The organism is Sphingomonas sp. MMS24-J45, from assembly GCF_044881195.1.
GTDB lineage: Bacteria > Pseudomonadota > Alphaproteobacteria > Sphingomonadales > Sphingomonadaceae > Sphingomonas.
On record NZ_CP173255.1, the window covers coordinates 3019177 to 3035555 of the forward strand.

Consider the following 16379-nt stretch of genomic DNA (forward strand, 5'->3'; position numbering starts at 1 on the left):
TACCGGGCAGCACGCTTTCGGTCGCCAGCGCTGAAGGGGAAGGGGCAGGCTGGGTAAGCCCTCATCAAGCAACCGGACCAATACCATTCACTTGGGCTAGCTGTGATGCGCCGCCCTTATCAATGAATTCTCGGGTTGCCGACTGTACCAATGCATTGCAGCAATGCGCTGTGCAGGTGTCGCCTGCATGTCAGTGATATAAATCACTTTGCGGCTGTGGGAATTGGCTGGGAACCCTGCCGCCCCAGCCAAGCCTCATCGCGCGTCGCTGTTACAAGCCGACCGTAAATCCAAGCCGGACATTGCGCGGGCGAAGCGGCGTCGTTTGCTGCCGGGTCGCCAGGATGGTTGGGTTCCCGAGCGCGAAGCGATTGGCGCTCGCATTAGCGAGATTGTCGCCGCTCAGGCTGACGTCGATGTTCCGCCAGTGCCAACCCAATTGTGCGTCGAGCACGGCATATTTGCCCTGGCTCACGTCGAGAAAATCGCCCGTGCCCAGCACCGACCTGCCGACATACCGCCCGGACAGGCCGATGCTGAACTCCGATCCGCCACGGTGCGCCCAGCGATAGGTCAGGCCGGCATTGCCGGAAAAAGCCGGCGTCTCCGGCAAGCGGCGATTTTCGCGGACCGAGGATTGCGCGATCGGCCCATCGACGACGTTGTAACTGTAAAGAAATGCAAAATTGGCGTGGAGCCCGCGCAGCGGCACCCAATCGCCGGTTGCCTCAATCCCGGCGATTTCTGCGTTGCCGATGTTGGCGGTATAGGGCTGACCCCGGCGATTGTAGAGATCGGCCTGAATATCGCGCCAGCGTGCATAGGAAAGCGCGGCGCTCAGTTCGAGCCCGGTCTCGCCGCTGCGTTGCTTGCGCAAGCCCACTTCTCCGACGAGGATCGAGTCCGAGCGAAAATCCGCCACCCGACCGATGCCCGCCGCAACCGCCAGGCCACCGGTGCGATAACCCGACTGGAAGCGCGCGAACAGCGCGGTGCGCTTCGCGATCAGCCACGAAAGCGCCAGAGTCGGGTCGACGCGGCGGGTCGCGCGGCCGCGGATGAAACTGTCGTTGCGTGGGCGTGAAGAGGGCTCGCCATCGGTGCGCGCCGCCGTCACGCGCGCACCGACCGTGACCGACAGGCGATCGGTCGCTGGCAACGTCGCCTCACCGAACGCCGACAGGCTGTCGGTCATATTGGTCACGCCTATGATGTCGAGCGGCTGATTGGGCGGGCCGAAGGTGCGGGCCTGGATATCGCGGTTGTGGAGAAACGCGACGCCCAGCAGCCAGCTGACCTTGCCCGGTACCGCGCGGGACAGGCGCGTCTCCTGCACGAAAAGCGAGGCCGATTGCGCATTTGTATAAACTGTCGGCCCGGTGCTGCCGATCGCGCGGGTCGCGTCGAACACGTCGGCGGTCTGCAGATCGACATAGCCACTGGCGGAAATCAGCTCCAGCCCGCTGTCCCAATGCTTGCGCACGACGCCGCGCAGCAGGGTCAGGTCGCTGCTGTACGGCTGGGCAAGACGTGCGCGCCGATCGAGCGCCGCTACGATGCGCTCTGCATATTGGGCATCGGCGGCGGTGATGTGCTGCTGCACTGCGCCCAGTTCGACGCTCCAGCCGTCGCCGGGGTCGATCGCCAGGGTCGCCCGGCCGCCCAAGGTGTCGGTCCGGTTCACGTTGGAAAGCCTGCGCAGGCGGTCTCCGATGAAGCCGCCATCGCGGTCGCGATATCCGATCAGGCGCAACCCGACCCGGTCGCGCAGCACCGGCAGGTTCGCCATGCCGGCCACGTCGAACCCGGCCGCGCCGCCCTGTGTCGCGGTTACGCCGCTGCTAACGGAGGCGCCGACGCGCGACAGGTCGACCGGATTGGGCGTCAATCGGATGATCCCGCCGATCGCGCCCGATCCGTACAGCGTTCCCTGCGGTCCTTCGAGCACTTCGACGCGCTTCATGTCGTACAGGTTCAGGCTCGGCTCGGGCCCGGAGAAGCCCAGCGGCACCTCATCGAAATACAGGCTTGCGGTCGATTGGGTCGCGCCGTTGAAGCTGCTGTCGGCGATGCCACGAATGAAGATCTTGTTGCGGCCGGTGCCCAGCTCGGTGTTCTGCAGGACTGGCGTCCCGCGGGCGACGTCATCGATGGTGAGCGGTCGCGTGGTGAGCCCGCCGGGTGCAAAGCCACCGATCATGATCGCGCTGCCAGGAAAGCGCAGCAGCGTGGAGCGTTGCTTGCTGGCGGTGACGATGATGTCTCCGCCTGGCGTCGGCGGCGGGGCGGGGCGTGCAACGATGCGCCGCGCGAACGGCGTGCGGGGCATCCGCTCGATCCGGTAGCTATGCGCGTCGATCGCCACCCCGCGGAAGCCAGTGCCCTTCAGGAGGCGCCGCAACGCCTCGCGCGGTGCCATGCGCCCGGTCACGCCGGCCGCGCGGACTCGGCCCAGCCCGGCTTCGGTGCTGACGATATCGAGCCCGCTCTGTCGTGCCAGATCGGTCAGCGCGCGATCGAGCGGTTCCGCCGGGATTGCGATGCGTGGCTCGTCGGCGCGGGCCACGGCGGGGAGGGCGGCGAAGATCAGGAGGGGATACAGGCCCCGGACGAGAACCGGGCCAAGCGCACAGCGTCTATCGTGGCGAGATGACCCACCGATCCCCATCGTGATGCCACTTCGCCCCAACCAACGCCGCAAGGTGCGGCACGTCCTGCTCTGCCTTGCCGGACAGGCGGACCATGCCGGTAAAGGAGCGCTGCGACAAGTCGGAGTCGACAATCAGCGTCACGCCGTCGATGCGCCGGATCGCGGTGCTGACGCGTCCGAAGGGTTCGCCTGAAAAGGACATCGCGCGGTCCCGCCACACGCCCACCTTGGCGACATCGACTCGACCAACCGCAATCTGACCCAGATCCTCGCGCGCGGTGATCGCCGCGCCTGCGTTCAGCGTCACGGCGTCGCGCTTCGGCTGGAACAGGACCGAGCCTTCGGCGACCTGCACTTCGAGCCTGGCACCGTCACGCGCGACATTGAAGACCGTGCCGAGATCTTGCACCGTCAGCTTGCCCGACCGCACCGTAAAGGGGTTCTGCCGGTCGTGGCGGACGTGAAACGTCGCTTCGCCGGCCTCCAATGTAGCGACGCGCGGATTGGAACGATCCAGCAGCAGCCGAGTCGCCCCGTTGAGCTCGATCCGGGTTCCATCGGCGAGCGCGATATCGCGCTGCTCGCCGGGTTTGGTTTCCACCGCATAAGGAGCACCGCCGCCAGTCGATCCTGTCGGCAGCAGCGCCAGCGCAAGGCTGGCCGCTGCCGCGACCGCGACGCCACCGCCCGCCCATGCCCAGATGCGCCGCGATCTTGCGGCCGGTCCCTCCTGCAACCGGGGTTGCTCCGCGACCGGGGTGGTCGCAACCGGGTACAGCTCGGGTTGATCGGCGAGGACAGCCATATCCAGCGCGACCGCGTCGAACGCCTGTGCGTGCGCCGGATCTTCCTCCAGCCACGCGACGAACGCGTGCCAGTCGGTATCGTCCATATCGGCCTGGCGCATATGCCAGTCGATGGCGCGATCGACGATCGTTTCGGCGTCAAGTGCCACGATGCGATTTCCCTTCGCTGGATAGACGATGCCGATCCGCCAATTCCGCCTCGTCGCTGCGCTGGTGCACATAAATCTCTTTGGCGGCACGTCGCAACAGCTTCTCGACTCCGCTGACGGTCATGCCCAATCGCTCCGCAATCTGCTTTTGCGGGATCCCTTCGAGACGGTACAGGCGCAGCGCGGTGCTCATGCGCGGGGGCATCGCGGCAAGCGCGGCTTCGATCCGGGCGAGCCGTTCGCGGCCGAGTAAGGCGCGCTCGATGGTCGGCTGCTCTTCAGCGCTGGGCTGTATGTCGAGCCAAGCCGTGTCGCGCGCGCCGGAACGCGCCGCTGCAATCCTTCGGTCGGCGGCGAGGTTCGCCGCCATCCGGTAGAGATAGGCGGCGGGCTGCGCGATCGGTTGCGCCGCCGCTGCGGACGGTGTCTGATCGAGTTTCAGCCACATGTCCTGCAACGCGTCTTCAGCATCCGCGCGATTGCCGAGCCGCGCGGTGAGGAGACGGAGCAGCACAGGTTGCTCGACCAGAAAAACGGCCTTGAGACCGGCATCGCTCACCGAAGGACAACGTCGTACTGCATCGCCATCGGTAAAGCGCCGAACGTCGGCCGCCGCAACCCCCAGCCACGGCGTGCCCTCATATTCGTCGCGCGAACCCCGGCAGTTATGCCGTGCGCGGCACCCCACATGAGAAATCGATGTCCGCGTAGAACTGGCGTTCGCGAATGCGATCGCTGGTCAAGCGGCGGGCGGCAAGCCGCCGCGCCAGGAAATCGTAGAAGAACCAGTCGCGCGCTGGGCCTGGCGTGGCATGGTACAGGATACGTTCGGTCAGCGTCCAGCGGATCGAATCCCGGTCTCGCTCGCGCGGCGACGGTGAGCACCACAATTTGCCGCCGTGCGCGAGCGGCCCGAGTTTCGCCATGCGGTGCATGATCTCGTGATCCTCGAGGACATAGCCCCAGCGCGCGGCATCGAAGCCCCCGGCACGACGCAGCGCGTCGGTCCGGAACACCTGGCCCGCGCCGCCGGTATGGCATTGGGCGGGCAGCAGCATGGCGGCCCGTGCCATGCGGGCAGACGCGGCGCGATGGTCCTCGATCGTCGCATCGCTCGCGGCGAAATATGCGCCGCCCGCCACGGCTTGCTTTGCTTCAAGCATGGACTCTGCCTGCCGCAGATAATCGGTCGGGTAGATCGTATCGGCATCGCACGTGGCGACAAAGGGCGTGCGGGTGCGCGCAAGCCCGCTCTGCAACGCATTGACCTTGCCTGGCCGCCGGTCGAGCAGAAGCGTGAAGGCAAGACCGAGCCGATCGCAGGCAGCGGTCGCGCAATCGGCGCTGCCATCGGTCGAGGCATTGTCGATCAGAATCAGGTTGAACGGCACGTCCTGTGCAGCGAGGCTCGCGAGCGTTCCATCAAGCAACGTCCGTTCGTTGAAGAACGGGATCAGCACGGTCCAGCGCGGTGCCGGAGGCGACGGTGCATCCGTCTCCCAGGGAGAATCCCAAACCTGAACATCGCCTCTTTCGTACAGCATCCGTTTGCCTCGTGGTGCGCCCTTCAGGGCGATCAGCAATGTGAGGAGCGCGCGCCGGAAAGGCGCTCAGGCCAGGGTTGCTGCCCGGATCGTGGCCTTGTCTCCTCGCTTGTACGACGCCGCCGCTGCGAAGAAACCGGACAAGTTTTTAAGGTTTTGGAACTATTTTCTATCTGGCGCGTGCAAGCGGGCGAGGGGCCGTCGCGGTAGAGACCCTGGCCGGCAGCTGTGCCAGCAACAGCAGGGCGAGTTCAGCCACCAGCGTGAGCAACGCCACACCCGAAATCACGGCGGCAATCTTCTCGTCCGGGCCCAGGAACAAGGCGACGCATCCGGCAAAGGCCAGATCCTTGTTGGGGATGATCGGAAGCCGACACACCACCATCCGCGCGGTCGTCAGCAGCAGTAAGGAACGCAACGGCACCTCCGGCATCGCGAAGTGCCAGGTGAGCGCGACGAGCAGGCTATAGGCAACCGTTCGGAAGCCAAGCGCCGTCATGATCGTCGCAATGCCGGCACTGCGCATCATCTGGCGCCGCCATCCGATCATCACCAAGGGGATCGCGGCAAAGGCGATGGCGAGCAGAACGATTTCGTCGTCGAGCTTGGCACCGGCCAGCGCCTGCAACCGATCGCGCATCACGAACAACAGCGCGAGCGTCGCGACATTGTTCACCAGCGCCGACAGGATCGCCACATCGAAAACCAGCGCAAAGGCCGCGCGCGCATTTCCGATATGGCGTTCGAGCCAGGCGAGGAACAGCGTGTCGCCGGCATAGCCGAACAGCAGGGTGTTCAGCGCCTGTTTGCGCAAAAGCGGCGGCAGCGTTTCGGCGCCGGTTCCGAGCAGCCGGTGCATCATCCAGCACAAGGCAAGCGGCTCGACCAACATGCACGCTGCGAAGGCCGCCCAGAAGCCCAATCCGCTGGTGGCGAGCGAGAGCAGCGGTGCCAGGCCCTGCTGGTGCAACGCCGCAGCGACAAAAGCCAGAGACGCAATCGTCGCGGCAATGCCCAGGATTGCGACAATGGCGGGTTGCAAGCGCCGCAGTTCGCACAGAACGCGCCGATACCAAGTCGTCATGCTGCACCCATCCCCGTCATCTACAGCAATGACGGTGCCGACGGCTCCAACCCGCACAAACTGTTCGGAGATCTTCGTCGGAACTTTTCCGGTGCGGAAATGAAGCGGCCGCGCCGTCTTGATACGACGGGTCACGCGGGGAGGCACCAGGTGTTAAAACGGATTTCGACCGGGCTGGATCGCTGGGCGGTCAGGCGGCGTCAGTTCGACGGCCGGGCAGAGACATTGGATTCGTTGTATGCGCGGCCCGATCCTTGGAAGCTGGGCAGCCGCGAGCACGGACGCTTTGAGGGGACCAACGCCCTGATCGCGCAATATTGCCCAGAGCCAAGCTCGATCCTCGAGGTCGGTTGTGGGGAGGGGTATCAAACCCGCTATTTCAGGGGCATTGCCGATCAGGTCACGGGGATCGACATCTCGGCCATCGCACTGGCGCGGGCGCGGGTCGCGGTTCCCAAAGCGGTGTTTCTGGAGGGCACTTTGCCGGCCTTTTTGCCGATCCTGCGCCATCGGCGTTACGACCTCGTCACCTTGTGCGAAGTGCTGATTTATGGCGACGATCCCGAGAGTTTGATTGCTGCGGCCCAAAGTTGCGGCGAGGCGGTCCTCGTCACCAGCTACGCGCCACAATCCCACAGTCTTTCGGACTTGTGTCGCGGCGAAGGCTGGGTGTCGCTCCCGGAAATCCGGTCGGGCCGCAAAAGCTGGAAAGCGTATCTCTGGAGGGCGAACGCGTCGAGCGAGCTGAGCATCCCGGCACGCCTGGCGGCTGTTTCCGCCACCTGATTTCATCCACAGCGCGCGGCCTACGGGCGAAGGTCGTCGCTGCCCCGGTTCGCGCGCGGGTGATCCGGGCGTAGCGGCGGTTCGAAATCCTCGCGCCGCCAGATCGGGTCGGCGGGTTCCTCCGGACTTGGAATCGCGAAGTCGAGATAGCCGAAATAGGTCAGGATCACGCGTTCCGCGACATCGGTGATCGCGGTGCGCCCGTGCATGAAGCGCGTATTGTCGAGCATCAGCAGATCGCCCGCATTCCACTCGATTTCCGCGCTCAACTGGTCGGCGGTCGCCTTGATTGCTTGCAGCCACTCCTCGGGCACTTCATGCCCATCGTCCAGCACGGGATGATCCGGGCGGCCGTGGTTGAAACGCGCGAACAGCAGGAAATTGCCGAATGCCGGTTCGTCGATGAACATCGGCCGGTGCAGCGCTGGCCGCGTGAACACGCGCAGAATGCCGGTTTCGGGATAGCGCCGGAAATAATAAGGGCAGCCCGGCGGCGGCGATGCCAGCTGCGCGTCGGTCGGGTCGGCCGTGCCCAGCCAATATTCCAGCAAGGTCGGCCAAACGGGCTTGATATACAACAGCCGCCGCGGCTCGAGCTGGCGGCGGACCGCCTGCGGCATGTGCCGCACCAGCGCGACGCCATCGTAAATCGTCGTCCGCCCGCCCGATGTTGGTGCACTCTGGCATCCGAAAAAGGCGACGTCCGGCTTCCACGGTTCGCGCGACAGTTCCGGGTGCAGCGCGAACGCCTTGTCGCCGCCGTCAACGGTGAAGACGTTGGCGCTCGTATCGACTGGCTGGAGACCGGGGCTCTCGTTCACGACGGAGGTCTTGCAGAAGCGCTTGGCGAACGCCCCGAAGCGCGGGACATCGACGCCGAAGCCGCTGAACAGCAGCGCTCCATGCGTCTTGTAGAGATCGACGATCGGCTCCCTGTCGAGGTCCAGGATCGAGGTTTCGCCGGTCGCTTCGATCACAACATACGGCTGATGGCGGTCGGGCAGGATAATGTTGGCCATAGTCCGGCGGGGATATCGGCCCGCCGCCGCTGCGCCTACAGCGCAAACGTGCCGCTGACCCTCGACGATCTGTTCGCCTCGCCCGACCTTTACATGCATTCGTTCGAGGATGGTCAGGCGATCTTCGTGCCGATGGACCGCGCGGCCTATCATCGCTCGATCTTCCTCGATCGCCGGATATCGCCGGCAGCCGAGCAAAGCATGGCGCTCCCGCTCGCCAGCCTCGCCCCGCGCGCGTCTGCGGCGCAGTCGACCACCTGGATTTTCCAGATGGCGCATTGCGGATCGACGCTGCTTGCGCGCGCGCTCGACGACCCCGGCGCTAGCCTCGTGCTGCGCGAGCCGCTGTCGCTGCGCCAGACCGCCGTTCAATGAAATGTCGCGCTGCTGCCACTGGTGCTGGCGATGCTCGGCAAGCGCGACCGCAGGGATGCACCGACGCTGATCAAGGCCAATGTGCCGGTCAACTTCCTGTTGCCGCAGCTCGCCGCCGCCGATCCGGCCGCGCGCGCGGTCCTGCTCTATCTGCCGCTGCGCCCGTATCTGCAGGCGATCCTGCGCGACGACAATCATCGCACTGGCTGCGCAATGTGACGACGCAGCTCGCGTCTTATATCGGCGACTGGTCGGCGCTCAACGATGCCGAGCGTGCCGCCGCGCTATGGTTGGCGCAGGTCGATGCCTTTACCGCGGCCCTCGCTGCAATGCCCAATGCCCGCGCGTTGAATGCGGAGCTTCTGTTCAACGATCCGGTTCCGGTACTGAACGCCGCGGCCGCGCATCTCGGCGTGCCGCTGGATTCGAAGGCGGTGGAGGCCGTCGTCGCCGGGCCGCTCTTCTCGACTTATTCGTAGAATCCGAATGTTGCGTTCGACAACGTTGCGCGCGTCGCGCGGGCGGCGGAGGTGGCTGCGGCGATCGCGCCCGAACTCGACACGGCCGAGGCATGGGTCGCTCGGCACGCGGCGCGAGCGGTGCCAGAGGCCGCGCTGATCGACGCCGCGCTCTAATCGCTGATGCTCAGCGCAGTCGTCGGGGCGGGCTCTGCCTCAGCGGCGACCCCGCCGATCTGCAGCACCGTGCGATCGACCGGACGGCAGGCGCGCGGGGCCGGCTGCCGTGAGTATCGGGGGAGCTTTGCTAAGTTACTATAAAAAATAGATATAATGAAACGGGTCTCGGCGGGCGGGTGTGGCTCTTTTGTTACAAGCTGCGGATAAAACGGCCATAACGGCCGAAATCCCCGCCCGCTCCCTTTACAAAAATGCGGCCGCTCAATTAGGACACGGCAGCATAAGTTTAAGCTGCAGAGCTTAAGCTAAGGTCCGCAACGTCGGTCCAGCTATGGGGTGCCGGTCGGGTCAAGTCATTGATTTCGTGCCGGTTGATCAAAAAGGGGATTTTTTATGAAAAAGACTGCAACCTCGCTCGCACGTCTGAGCGTTGGCTCAGCCATTTCGGTCTTGGCGTTCGCTAGCTTTGCGTCGTCGGCTTCCGCGCAGGTTGCGCCCGCCGCGCCCGCAGCTGCGGAAGAAGATACGCCGAACGTCGACATCGTCGTGACCGGTACTTTGATCCGTAACCCCAACCTGACCTCGTCGTCGCCCATCAAGATCTTGAACGACGCCGAAATCACGAAGCGCGCGCCGAATACGGTGGAAGAATTGCTTCGTGGCCTGCCGGGCGTTTCGCCGGGCGTCGGTTCGCAGGTCAATAACGGTTCGAACGGCACCAACTCTGTTGACCTTCGTGGTCTTGGCGTGCAGCGTAACCTCGTCTTGCTCGATGGCAGCCGCATTGTTCCGTCGCTTGCCAATGGTGCGACCGATCTCAACGTCATTCCGCTCGCGCTAATCGAGCGCGCCGACCTGCTGACCGGCGGCGCATCGACCACCTACGGCGCAGATGCCGTGTCGGGCGTTGTGAACTTCATCACCAAGCGTAACTTCACCGGTGTCGATGTTCGGTTTGCGAACAAGATCTTGGGCACTGGCGATGGTTATTCTTTCCGCGGTGACATCACGGTCGGCGCCAACTTCGCCGACGATCGCGGCAACGCCGTTCTGAGCTTCGGCTATACCAAGGTCGACCCGGTCTATCAGATCCAGCCCTTCTCGACCTTCGGCATCAGCAGCACCACCGGTCGCGCTTCGGGTGCTTCGTTCACGTCGGTACCGACGACGATTGCATTCAATACCCAGAATCTCCAGGTCTCGGGTGGAGCGTTGGTCCCGCAATATCAGGGCTTCAACTTCAACCCCTACAACATTTTCCAGACCCCGCTGATCCGCAAGAGCATCTACGCTGCGACCCATTATGATGTGGCCGACGGCGTCGAATTCTATGCGCGGGGCATGTTCTCGCAGAACACCATTCAGTCGATCATCGCTCCGTCGGGCATCTTCGGCAACGCGCTGACGATCCCGGCTAACAATCCGTATCTCAATACGACGATCCGCGATCAGCTCTGCACGGCGAACGGTATCGCACTTGGTGCTGCCTGCAACACGAATACGGCGATCCCGCTGCCGGGCGTCTATCGCCGCCTCGTCGAGATCGGGCCGCGTGTCAGCACCTACGAAAACACCGTGTATGATGCGCGGATCGGCACGAAGATCGATATTTCGGCATCCTATGGTCGCAGCGAACAGACCCAGACCCAGTCGGGATATGTCATCACGCAGCGCGTCCAGCAGGCGTTGAACGCAACCAATACGACGACCTGCATCGATACGACCGGCAATTGCGTCCCGGTTAACCTCTTCGGTGATGCCGGTTCGATCAGTGCGGCGCAGGCCGCCTTCCTGCAGGCGCAGAGCACAATTCGTATCAACACCGAGTTGTATCAGGCACGCGCGGTTTTGTCCGGCGACTTCGGCAGCGTCCTGCCGACGTCGGATAAGGCGATCAGCTACGCCGTCGGCGCGGAATACCGTAAGTATAAGTATGATCGCATCCCCGATGCGTTCGCGCAGGATCCGTCGGCACTTGGTGGTGCCGGCGGGGCGACGCTGCCCTTCACGGGCGGATACGACGTCAAGGAAGCGTTTGCTGAGTTGATCGCGCCGCTCGTGACGGACAAGCCGTTCTTCAACGATCTGACGCTTGAAGCAGGTGTCCGTTATTCGTCCTACAACATCCAAGCGCCTACCAGCCCGAAGTTCAACACGACCACCTTCAAGGGCGGTGCGACGTGGGAGCCGGTGAAGGGCGTCCGCTTCCGCGGCAACTACCAGCGTGCGGTGCGTGCGCCGAACATCGGTGAGTTGTTCGCTCCGACGGTTACGGGTCTGACCAACTTGACGACCGAACCCTGCGTCGGTGCTGCACCGTTGACCAACGCAAACCTCCGGGCAATCTGCATTGCACAGGGTGCGCCTGCCGGCTCGATCGGGTCGATCCAGGACCCGTCCGCCGGTCAGGCGAACGCTACGGGCGGCGGCAACCCGGCGATCCGGCCGGAAAAGGCCGATACGTTCACGGTCGGTGCAATTTTCACGCCGAGCCAGATCGTCCCGGGTCTCTCGATTGGCGTCGATTATTTCAATATCAAGGTGAACCAGGCGATCACTTCGGCTCTGCCTGGCGACGTTATCAATGCTTGCTTCGGCAATATTACGGCAGCGTCTGCCACGTCGGCAGCCTGCACCTCGATCCGGCGTAACCCAGTCAACGGGCGTTTGAGCGGTCCGACCGCGACGACCCTCGGCCTGCCGACCCCGTTGACCAATAATGGCCGCTATGCGACCGACGGTATCGACCTGACGGCCGATTACAGCCGCAAGTTCGGTGAGTTCGGCCTGGACCTCAGCTTCCGCGGAACCTGGACCGATCACCTGAAGTTCGCCGCTTCGCCGACCTCGCTCTCGCGTGACTGCGTTGGGTATTTCAGCGTCAATTGCGGTCCGAGCTTGGGTCAGATCATGCCCGAACTGACGTGGCAGCAGCGCACCACGCTGTCGGCCAAGGGGGTCAGCCTGTCGGTATTGTGGCGGCACCTCGACTCGGTCCAGTATGAGGGCCAGGCTCCCGATTTCGTTGCTCGGGGTTATACGACTGCCAACCGCAATCTGTTCAGCGGTGTCATCACCAATGCGGCCGGCGCGAATTCGGCGCTCGCCGGGCAGACCGTTAACTTCAACCGCATTCCGGCTTACAACTACATCGATCTGACCGTGCAGTTCGAGGTCGCCAAGGAATTCGTTCTGACGCTGGGCGTGCAAAACGCGTTCAACAAGCAGCCTCCGGTTGTCGGTGGCCAGGCTGGTTCGACCGCGGCGAACAGCGGCAATACCTTCCCGTCGACGTACGACCCGCTCGGTCGTTCGTTCAACGCGGCGGTACGCGTAAAGTTCTGATCGGTTATCATACCGAACAGCAAGATCAGGGGCGGCTTTCGGGCCGCCCCTTTTTTATGCGGGTCTATTTGGTCGGAAGCAGGGGATTGGGCGCGGTCAAGGCGATACCCGCGCTTTGCGCGACCTTGTCCGCCCAGGCCACGACCATTGCCAGTTCCTCGGCATAATTTCGCGCTGCTTCGCGTTGGTTGGCCTTGCGCGCCTCGGCATCGAAATCTCCGCCCGATTTCGCGTGCCGCGTGAAAACCGCTTGCACAACCGCCTCGCGTTCGGCGGCTGTGCCCTTCACTCCGAAGAGCGTATCCAGCGCCGTCAGGGCCTCCATCGGCCGCGCCAGCAACACCTCGCTGTCCAGCGTACGAACGCGCGTCGGCCACTGGTCGGCGAGCCTGGCAAACAATGCGTGTTGCGCCAGCCATCCCGTGGCGGCGACTTGCAGGTCGGATTGCAGGAAGATGTCCTCCGGCGAGAAGCCGAGATCGACCAGCCCCTCCTTGATGAATTTCGCGAGCAGATCGCGCACCCACAATCGGCCCCACAGGCCTTTGCCGGCGATCGAACCCAGATACGCTTCAAGCGGCGCATAGAGCAGCAACGCTGCTGCGTCGGGCCGATCGGCCAGCATCGGCAGTGCCAGTCCATTCACGACGTTGGATGGCTTGATAATGCCCACCTCGCCGGTCTCGAACGGCCGTGCAAGCGTCGCCAGGCCATCTTGCAGAACGGCGCGGATCTGCGCGGGGGTGCCGCCGCGATGGCGCCAGCCGACGAGATCGTTCAACAGCACCGGCTCCTTCAAGCTGAAGGCGCGCCCCGGACGATCATATGCATTCGCGACAAGCGTCGAGCAGCAATAGGCGGAGTGGAACACGAAATTCACCCGCTGCTCGGGGAGTGCAGGGGCGAGATCGCCGCGGCGAATGACCATCGGATCGCCGACATCAGGCAATTCGACATCGGTCAAAAAGGCGGCGCGACGCCGACGCCCGCGATCGACCGAGATGAAATGGAACGCGTCGTGACCTGGATCATAACGATGGGCCAGCCATTCCGCCGGAAGCCGAACTTGCTCGGGGACTGTCGTCATTCTCTCATCCTCGTAGCGCCGGTGCGGGATCGGGCACGCTTGCCCGCTTTGGGCCATTATGCTTTGATCGCTGCATGGCACAGCATGACGCGGCGATTGAGGCAATATTGCGAGAAGCGTCAAGGTTGCGGCAACAGGGCCAGGCGAACCGGGAACGCGCCTTGCTGGACGATGCAGTGGCGGCGCATCCGACGGCCCCTGCGCTCCACAACGCCCGTGGTCTGCGTGCGTTAGCCGATCAGGCGTTCGACGTTGCGATCAGCAGTTTTGCCAATGCGGTCGCGGCCGATCCGACCGAGCCTGCGCTACGCCTCAATCTGGCCGCGGCATATCGGGCCAAGGGCGACGTGGATGGCGAGCGCCAAAGTCTTCAGGCGACGCTCGATCTCGACCAGCTGCATTTCATGGCGCGCCTTCGTCTCGCCGAGTTGTTGCAGCGGGAAGGCGATGTCGCGCAAGCAGCGCAACATTGGAGCGCGGTTCTGCAAATCGCGCGCAGTCTTACCGAACGCTCCGATGCGATTTTAGAGATCGAGCGTCGTGCGAGCCGTTTCTTGGACGAGCATAATGCGGCGTATGCGCGGGCGCTGGAGGCTGAACTCGGCGGCCCGCTGGCCGAGATAGAAACGTCCTATCGGTTCAAGGCATGTGCCGAACATACGCTTGGTCGGCGCAAGATCTATCATAATGAATGCGCCGGAGTGCATTTCCCGTTTCTGCCCGCCGACGAGTTTTTCGACCGTGCGCACTTCCCCTGGCTTGCCGAGCTGGAAGCCGCTACGCCGCAGATCCGCGCCGAAGCTCTTGCGCTGATCGAGAACGGCACGTCAGCTATCCGCCCCTATGTCCGACTGGAGGCGGGGACGCCGCAGAATAAATGGAGTCCTCTGGACCAGTCGCTTGAGTGGAGCGCTTGCTTTCTCTGGGAGCAGGGCGCGCAGAACGAGGCGATTTGTGCCCTCTGCCCCGCAACCGCAGCGGCGCTTGCGCGCGTGCCGCAGACGCAGATCCCCGGCAAGGCACCATCGGCGTTCTTTTCGATCCTGCAGGCAAAGGGCAAAATTCCACCGCATACCGGCGTTACGAATACGCGCTCGATCGTACACCTTCCGCTCGTCGTTCCCGAGGGATGCGCGTTTCGGGTCGGCGGGGAGACCCGCCCGTGGCGCGAAGGCGAAGCTTTTGTCTTCGACGATACGATCGAACATGAGGCGTGGAACACCAGCGACCAACTTCGTGTCGTGTTGATTTTCGATGTGTGGAACCCGTATTTGACGGTGGCCGAGCAGGAACAGCTGAAAAAGCTCTTCGCCGTTGCCGATCTGCGCAATGCGCCGGAAGCGTTTGGTGCGTAGCGCGGCGGTGGGTGCTGCCTAGCATTCCTGCAAGCCGATCGGTAGGAAGTGTGATGTCCGGCGCATCATCGAGCGAGTTGTTGAAAAAGGCGGAGCCCCATCTGCGTCGTGGCGAGTGGGAGCAGGCCATTGCGCTCCTTCAGGCAAGTTTGGCGATCGACTCAGCCCAGCCAGATGCCTGGTTCAATCTGGCCTGGGCGCAGCGTGCCGTTCGCTCGTTCGACGATGCCTTAGGGTCTTACCAGGAGGCGATCGACCGTGGGGTTTCGCATCCGGAGGAAGCGTACGTAAATCGTGCCGCAATCCTTTCGGACCATCTCTTCAATCCACAGCGCGCCATTGCCGAGCTCGAGGCGGCCTCTCTCGCGAATCCATCGTTTGTCCCGGCGCTGCTCAATCTCGGCAATCTGTATGAAGACCTTGGCGTACCCGATCTCGCGCGCGCGGCCTATGGTCGCGCGTTGGAGGTTCACCCCGGCAATGGTCGCGCCCATGCACGGATCGCGATGATCGATCTGGCCGTTGGTGCGTCAGCCGGCGTTGTCGATCGACTTCGGAAGGCGATTGACCAAACAACCACGCTTGAGGATCGTGCAGAGCTGCTCTTTGCGCTCGGCACCGCACTTGATGGCGCGGCCGCCTATGATGACGCCTTCCAGGCTTTTGAAGCGGCCAATTGGATCGCGCGGTCGATCGCGCCGCAGCGGTATGACCCGATCGCTCAGGAAGCTCTCGTCGATCGGCTGATCGCGGCATATCCGGCCGACCGACCGGTCGCTGTGGCGGGCTCGCCCGTTCAGGCCCCGATTTTTATCTGCGGCATGTTCCGGTCTGGTTCGACCTTGCTGGAGCAGATTCTCGGACGCCATAGCGCGGTTCATTGTGGCGGTGAGTTGGAGGCACTTCCGGCGCTCGCACGCAGCCTTCGCCCGTATCCCGAGGCAGCGGCCGCGCTTTCGGCCGAACAGGTGGTCGCGTTGCGCGCCGACTATCTGAAACTGGCTCCCGCTACTGGCATCCTGACGGACAAGCGATGCGACAATTTTCTACATATCGGGCTGATCAAGACACTCTTCCCTGAATCCAAAATCGTCCACACGCGCCGTAACGCGCTCGATACATTTCTGTCGGTCTACTTTCTCCACTTCGGCGAAGGTGTCACCTACGGTAATGATTTGTCCGAAATACTACATTTTTATCGGCAGTATCTGCGGCTTATGGCGCATTGGCGCAAAGTCTTTTCGAATGATATTATCGATTTCGACTATGACCATCTTGTTGCCGAGCCAGACAAGGCGATCTTCGACCTGATCGGGGAACTGGGGCTTCCGTGGGAGGATGGGTGTCTGGTCGCCGGTAGCGAGGCGAACGTGGTCCGCACCGCCAGCGCATGGCAGGTTCGCGCTCCCGTTCATCGTCGATCATCCGGGCGGTGGCAGCGTTACCGGCACCGTTTGGAAGGGGTCGTCGCGGCGCTCGCGGAAATGCAGGAAGACGTTGCGTCGCGGTCTACGATCTCCTGATAGTGGTGATCAGCCCAC

General features: G+C 63.5%; 14 protein-coding genes. 7 read left to right on the forward strand and 7 right to left on the reverse strand.

Annotation, left to right across the window (positions count from 1 at the left end):
- Nucleotides 1–271: 271 nt before the first annotated feature.
- From AB5I39_RS14680 to AB5I39_RS14700, 5 genes are all read right to left on the reverse strand, one after another.
- Nucleotides 272–2566, reverse strand: coding sequence for a TonB-dependent receptor domain-containing protein (locus AB5I39_RS14680; RefSeq protein ID WP_404368391.1), 2295 nt, complete (start codon nt 2564–2566; stop codon nt 272–274).
- A gap of 70 nt (nt 2567–2636) precedes the next feature.
- Nucleotides 2637–3605: a FecR family protein gene (locus AB5I39_RS14685; protein ID WP_404368393.1), complete on the reverse strand. Its 969-nt coding sequence runs from the start codon at nt 3603–3605 to the stop codon at nt 2637–2639.
- Entirely contained in the window at nt 3595–4164 is a 570-nt protein-coding gene (locus tag AB5I39_RS14690) for an RNA polymerase sigma factor (protein WP_404368395.1), read from the reverse strand. The genes AB5I39_RS14685 and AB5I39_RS14690 overlap by 11 nt, the downstream gene beginning before the upstream one ends.
- 106 nt (nt 4165–4270) lie before the next feature.
- On the reverse strand, nt 4271–5149 hold the full coding sequence (locus AB5I39_RS14695; RefSeq protein ID WP_404368397.1) for a glycosyltransferase: 879 nt from the start codon (nt 5147–5149) through the stop codon (nt 4271–4273).
- Nucleotides 5150–5318: 169 nt separating this feature from the next.
- The gene (locus AB5I39_RS14700; protein WP_404368400.1) at nt 5319–6233 is read right to left on the reverse strand and encodes a hypothetical protein; all 915 of its coding nucleotides are present in this window, start codon (nt 6231–6233) and stop codon (nt 5319–5321) included.
- 99 nt (nt 6234–6332) lie between these two features.
- On the opposite strand from AB5I39_RS14700, the gene AB5I39_RS14705 reads away from it, so the two are divergent.
- The gene (locus tag AB5I39_RS14705) at nt 6333–7019 is read left to right on the forward strand and encodes a class I SAM-dependent methyltransferase (protein ID WP_404368402.1); all 687 of its coding nucleotides are present in this window, start codon (nt 6333–6335) and stop codon (nt 7017–7019) included.
- Nucleotides 7020–7039: 20 nt separating this feature from the next.
- Here AB5I39_RS14705 and AB5I39_RS14710 read toward each other — a convergent pair whose 3' ends face one another.
- Nucleotides 7040–8038, reverse strand: coding sequence for a TauD/TfdA family dioxygenase (locus tag AB5I39_RS14710; protein ID WP_404368405.1), 999 nt, complete (start codon nt 8036–8038; stop codon nt 7040–7042).
- Nucleotides 8039–8086: 48 nt separating this feature from the next.
- On the opposite strand from AB5I39_RS14710, the gene AB5I39_RS14715 reads away from it, so the two are divergent.
- The 4 genes from AB5I39_RS14715 (at nt 8087) to AB5I39_RS14730 (ending at nt 12396) form a co-directional block, all read left to right on the forward strand.
- On the forward strand, nt 8087–8413 hold the full coding sequence (locus AB5I39_RS14715) for a hypothetical protein (protein ID WP_404368407.1): 327 nt from the start codon (nt 8087–8089) through the stop codon (nt 8411–8413).
- Between the two features lie 21 nt (nt 8414–8434).
- Nucleotides 8435–8632, forward strand: a complete 198-nt coding sequence (locus AB5I39_RS14720; protein ID WP_404368410.1) for a hypothetical protein — start codon at nt 8435–8437, stop codon at nt 8630–8632.
- Nucleotides 8629–8892, forward strand: a complete 264-nt coding sequence (locus AB5I39_RS14725) for a hypothetical protein (RefSeq protein WP_404368413.1) — start codon at nt 8629–8631, stop codon at nt 8890–8892. The genes AB5I39_RS14720 and AB5I39_RS14725 overlap by 4 nt, the downstream gene beginning before the upstream one ends.
- Nucleotides 8893–9444: 552 nt before the next feature.
- On the forward strand, nt 9445–12396 hold the full coding sequence (locus AB5I39_RS14730) for a TonB-dependent receptor domain-containing protein (protein WP_404368416.1): 2952 nt from the start codon (nt 9445–9447) through the stop codon (nt 12394–12396).
- A 64-nt stretch (nt 12397–12460) separates the two neighbouring features.
- On the opposite strand, the gene AB5I39_RS14735 is transcribed toward AB5I39_RS14730, so the two are convergent.
- Nucleotides 12461–13483, reverse strand: coding sequence for a hypothetical protein (locus tag AB5I39_RS14735; RefSeq protein ID WP_404368419.1), 1023 nt, complete (start codon nt 13481–13483; stop codon nt 12461–12463).
- Nucleotides 13484–13830: 347 nt separating this feature from the next.
- Between AB5I39_RS14735 and AB5I39_RS14740 the strand changes: the two genes are divergently transcribed.
- Both AB5I39_RS14740 and AB5I39_RS14745 read left to right on the forward strand, forming a co-directional pair.
- Complete coding sequence (locus AB5I39_RS14740; protein ID WP_404368422.1) at nt 13831–14838, forward strand: aspartyl/asparaginyl beta-hydroxylase domain-containing protein; 1008 nt, start codon at nt 13831–13833, stop codon at nt 14836–14838.
- Between the two features lie 53 nt (nt 14839–14891).
- On the forward strand, nt 14892–16361 hold the full coding sequence (locus tag AB5I39_RS14745; protein WP_404368425.1) for a tetratricopeptide repeat-containing sulfotransferase family protein: 1470 nt from the start codon (nt 14892–14894) through the stop codon (nt 16359–16361).
- Nucleotides 16362–16379: the final 18 nt, after the last annotated feature.